The sequence below is a fragment of the Tsukamurella sp. M9C genome (assembly GCF_020169415.1).
In the GTDB taxonomy this organism is placed as follows: domain Bacteria; phylum Actinomycetota; class Actinomycetes; order Mycobacteriales; family Mycobacteriaceae; genus Tsukamurella.
Window position 1 is genome coordinate 1 of the sequence record NZ_JAIULG010000091.1, and the last position, 4,161, is coordinate 4,161.

Here is a 4,161-nt window from a genome sequence, read left to right on the forward strand (position 1 = left end):
GCTGCGGGGGCGGTCGCCGGCGCGGGCGGGATCGGCGCGGTGGGCGTCGGCTGCGGATCGGTGGGTTCGGTCATGGGTTCTCGCTTCGGTCGGTGCGGTCACCGCGACCGCGCTGGAACCGATGATGATCCGGGTAGCTGCGGATTCGCTGGCAGACCGCTGCGAAACCGTAGGGTCCGTGACCCGGTCGGGTGGGGACGTGTCGCGCTGAAAGGTGATGCGCCTGCCGCATCACCTTCTCCCGATGAACAACCGCTGACCAGTGACTATCGAGCGATGCGTTGCGCGCATCGCTGGTGCGGCCGACCACGCACCCCCGGCCCGGTCCGCTCCTCGCCCGTCAGCGCAGCGTCGGGTCCTGCGCGCGCACCGCGAGCACCTCGTCCATCGACGGTGCGTACGCGCCCGCCCGGCTCACGGTCAGCGCGGAGGTGATAACGGCGCGGTGCAGCGCAGGCTGCACATCGCTCCACTGCGCGGCCCGCAGCCGTCGGGCGGCGTACCGCGAGCCCAGGTAGCCGGCGTCGAGCAGCCCGGATACCAGCCCGGCCATGAAGGAGTCGCCCGCGCCGACGGTGTCGCCCACCTCGACGGTCAGCTGGTCGACGTGCAGCATGTCCCGGTTGCCGGCGAGCAGCGCGTACGCGCCCCAGGGCCCGCGGGTGAGCACCACCATCGCCGGGCCGGCCGCGATCCAGCGGCGCATCACGTCCTCGACGGGCTCGTCGGGGTGCAGCCAGGCGATGTCCTCGTCGCTGGCCTTGACCACGTCGGACTGCGCGATCATCTCCATCACCCGCGGCAGCACGTCGGCGGGCGTGCCCATCAGCGCGGGACGGATGTTGGGGTCGTAGGAGACGGTGGCGTGGTCCCGGATCCGGCGCACCACGTCGGCGACGCCGTCGGACCCCGGCGCGAGCGTCGCGGCGAAGCTGCCCGTGTGCAGGTGCCCGTAGCGCTCGAGCGATTCGACGGGCGGCACCTCCCATGTGAGGTCGAACTCGTAGGTCGCGCGCCCCTCGGCGTCGACGTGCGCGTACGCGAGCGGGGTGTTGGCGGCACCGTCGGACCCGGGGACCACGTCTACGCCCGACCGGGCCGCGGTCTCGGCGATCCGGTGCCCGCGCACGTCCCGCCCCCACCAGGACAGGATCGACGTCGGATCCCCCAGCGACGCCAGCCCGCACGCGACGTTGAACAGGCTGCCGCCCACGTGCTCGGACGGCTCGGCACCGTCGCGCAGTACGACGTCGACGAGTGCCTCGCCCAGGCACAGCGTCCGATCGGTCATCTCAGTTCCCCTTCGTGGCCGGTGCCGGTGCGGTGGCTTCCGCCTCGAGGCCCAGCCGCTCGGCCATCTCCTCGAGCGGAATGCCCTTGGTCTCCGGCATCACCTTTATCACCCAGAGCAGCTGCAGCAGCATGAACCCGAAGAAGATCGAGAAGGCGACGCCGCCGCCGAAGGCGCCGATGATGGGCGGGAACGCGAAGCTCGTGATGGCGGCCCACACCCAGTGCGTGAGGCTACCGAGCGCCTGCCCGCGGCCGCGAATGCTGTTGGGGAAGATCTCCGAGAGGAACACCCAGATCACCGCGCCCTGGCCGAAGGCGTGCGAGGCGATGAAGACCATCAGCCCCAGCAGGACCAGGATCGACGAGGTGCTGTCGAACGAGCGGCCGTCGCTCTCGTAGTAGAACATCACGGCGGCCATGAACCCGAGCGAGACCAGGTAGCCCACCGAGCCGACCAACATGAGCCGGCGGCGCCCGAGCCGGTCGATCACGGTCAGCGCGGCCGTCGTGGCGACCAGGTTCATCACGCCCACCGCGACGGACATCAGGTACGCGGCGTTCGTGCTGGCGCCGGCGTCCTGCATCACGCGCGGCGCGTAGTAGAGGATCGCGTTGATGCCGGACATCTGGTTGAAGAAGGCGATCGCGACGGCCAGCAGGATCACCTTGCGGTGGCCGCGGGTGTAGAATTTCGTCTTCTCGCCCTGCTCGGCGGCGAGCGTCTCCTGGATCTCCGCCATCTGCGCGTCGGCCTCGGCCGGCGTGGAGCAGAGCCGCTCGGACGTGGCGCGCGCCCCGGCGAGGTCGCCGTGACCGGCGAGCCAGCGGGGCGTCTCCGGCACCGTCGGGAGCAGGACGAGGAACAGCACCGCCGGCACCACCATCACCCCGAGCATCCAGCGCCAGGCGTTGGGGTCGTCGCTCAGGACGGTGCGGATGATCGCGTTCGACGCGTACGCCACCAGGATGCCCAACACGATGTTGAACTGCACGAGGCCGACGAGCCGCCCGCGGAACTTCGGCGGCGCGATCTCGGCGGTGTAGATCGGGGCGCACACGCTCGACGCGCCGATGCCGAGGCCGCCGAGGAACCGGAAGGCCTGCAGCACCTCCACCGACGACGTGGGCGCCAGCGCGCAGCCCACGGCGCTCACCACGTACAGCACGCCGATCGCGTACAGCACCTTCTTCCGGCCGAACCTGTCCGCGAGCCTGCCGGACACGATCGCGCCGACGATGGTGCCGATCAGCGCGGTCGTCACCGTGAAACCGATCGCGGCGTCGGACAGGTGGAACTGCTCCTGGATCTGCTCCTCGGCGCCGGAGATCACCGCCGTGTCGAATCCGAAGATGAGTCCGCCGGTCGCCGCGACGACGGCGCTCCTGATCACGAGTGCCTTCATCCCCCGAACGTAGGCGCCTCCCGCGGCACCCCGAGCGATAACAAGTGAAACGTTCACCACCGCAGAACGATCGGAAGCAAACGCGAATCGACGGGTCGGCAGCCGCACCGCGGGACGCCGCGTTTGCCAGAATGGACCCCATGACGAACCTCAGCGACACCGGCGGCAACCCCCGGATCGGCACGGCGCTCACCTCCGGCGCCACGAAGGCGCTGATGCTGGGTTCGGGCGAGCTGGGCAAGGAGGTGGTGATCGCCTTCCAGCGCCTGGGCGTCGAGACGATCGCCGTCGACCGCTACGCGAACGCGCCCGCGATGCAGGTCGCGCACCGCAGCCACGTCATCGACATGACCGACGCCGCCGAGGTCCGTCGCGTCATCGAGGCGGAGAAGCCGGACTTCGTGGTCCCCGAGATCGAGGCCCTCGCCACCGAGGCCCTGGTCGCCGTCGACGAGGAGGGCCTCGCCGAGGTCATCCCGACGGCGCGGGCCGTCGCGCTGACGATGAACCGCGAGGGCATCCGCAAGCTCGCCGCCGAGGAGCTCGGCCTGCCGTGCTCGCCGTACGCCTTCGCCTCGTCGCTCGACGAGGTGCGCGCCGCCTCCCGGGAGGTCGGCTTCCCGTGCGTGATCAAGCCGGTCATGTCGAGCTCGGGCAAGGGCCAGTCCGTGGTCCGCTCGATCGAGGAGCTCGACGGTGCCTGGCAGTACGCCGTGGAGGGCGGCCGCGTCCGCAACGAGCGAGTGATCGTCGAGGGCTTCGTCGACTTCGACTACGAGATCACGCTGCTCACGGTGCGCGTCTACGACGCCGAGCGCGGCAAGGTGGTCACCCGCTTCTGCGAGCCCATCGGGCACCGGCAGTCCGACGGTGACTACGTCGAGTCCTGGCAGCCGCAGGCGATGAGCCAGGCCGCCTACGACGCGGCGACCTCCGTCGCGGGCCGCATCACCACCGCCCTCGGCGACGGCGGCACCGGCGGCCGCGGCGTGTTCGGCGTGGAGCTCTTCGTCAAGGGCGACGACGTCTACTTCTCCGAGGTCTCGCCCCGCCCGCACGACACCGGCCTGGTGACCCTGGGTTCGCAGCGGCTCTCCGAGTTCGAGCTGCACGCCCGCGCGATCCTCGGCCTGCCCGTGGACACCTCGCTCATGTCGCCGGCCGCGTCCGCGGTGATCTACGGGACGAAGGACAGCAGCTCCGTCGCCTTCGACAGCGTCTCCCGCGCGCTCGACGTGCCCGAGAGCGACCTGCGCCTGTTCGGCAAGCCCGAGGGCTACGCCAAGCGGCGCCTCGGCGTCGCCGTCGCGACCGCCGACACCGTCGAGGTGGCGCGCGCCAACGCCGCCGAGGCGGCCGGCCGGGTGGTCGTCGTCGACAGCGCGGACCCGTTCCAGCAGGGCGCGCCCGAGACCACGGCCGTGCCGATCCAGCGGCCGCAGCCGCCGCTCGACGACCCGTCGAC

Annotated in this window: 3 protein-coding genes; 1 reads left to right on the plus strand and 2 read right to left on the minus strand. The window is 71.1% G+C overall.

What is annotated here, in order from left to right; translation table 11 throughout:
• Nucleotides 1–340: 340 nt before the first annotated feature.
• Complete coding sequence (locus LB823_RS23445) at nt 341–1,291, minus strand: carbohydrate kinase family protein (RefSeq protein WP_224652147.1); 951 nt, start codon at nt 1,289–1,291, stop codon at nt 341–343.
• 1 nt (nt 1,292) lies between these two features.
• Entirely contained in the window at nt 1,293–2,696 is a 1,404-nt protein-coding gene (locus LB823_RS23450) for a sugar porter family MFS transporter (protein ID WP_224652148.1), read from the minus strand.
• Between the two features lie 140 nt (nt 2,697–2,836).
• On the opposite strand from LB823_RS23450, the gene purT reads away from it, so the two are divergent.
• The coding region (purT, locus tag LB823_RS23455) for a formate-dependent phosphoribosylglycinamide formyltransferase (protein WP_224652150.1) at nt 2,837–4,161 on the plus strand (1,325 nt) is incomplete at its 3' end.

What these genes read in the sequence shown, in the direction of transcription:
- LB823_RS23445 (WP_224652147.1), bottom strand. Translation starts at nt 1,291, where the DNA reads ATGACCGATCGGACGCTGTGCCTGGGCGAGGCACTCGTCGACGTCGTA.
- LB823_RS23450 (WP_224652148.1), bottom strand. Translation starts at nt 2,696, where the DNA reads ATGAAGGCACTCGTGATCAGGAGCGCCGTCGTCGCGGCGACCGGCGGA.